A 255-nucleotide genomic window follows, 5' to 3' on the forward strand; every position below is an offset into this window, starting at 1 on the left:
CCGGAGAAAACGATCTTATCTTAAATCTATCGGTTACAGCGACCGACCGAGATGGTGATGTGTCTAATGCGATCGCCTTGCCGATCACCATCATCGATGATGTACCAACCATTAGCCAAATTACAGCGGGTAGCCAACAAACCGTTGATGAAGATGATTTGTCGGGTATGGGCTCGGATGGCTCAGGCAGTACGACGCTGAGTGGTAATTTTGACGTTGTGGATGGGGCGGATGGCATTGTTAGCTATCAATTGA

At 48.2% G+C, this 255-nt stretch carries 1 protein-coding gene; it reads left to right on the forward strand.

The genetic code is table 11. From position 1 onward, the window contains the following. Positions 1-255: hypothetical protein (locus EYW48_RS21815; RefSeq protein WP_277433115.1), on the forward strand; the 255-nt coding region annotated here is incomplete at both ends.

The organism is Vibrio sp. 1180_3 (assembly GCF_029478545.1).
In the GTDB taxonomy this organism is placed as follows: Bacteria; Pseudomonadota; Gammaproteobacteria; order Enterobacterales; family Vibrionaceae; genus Vibrio; species Vibrio aestuarianus.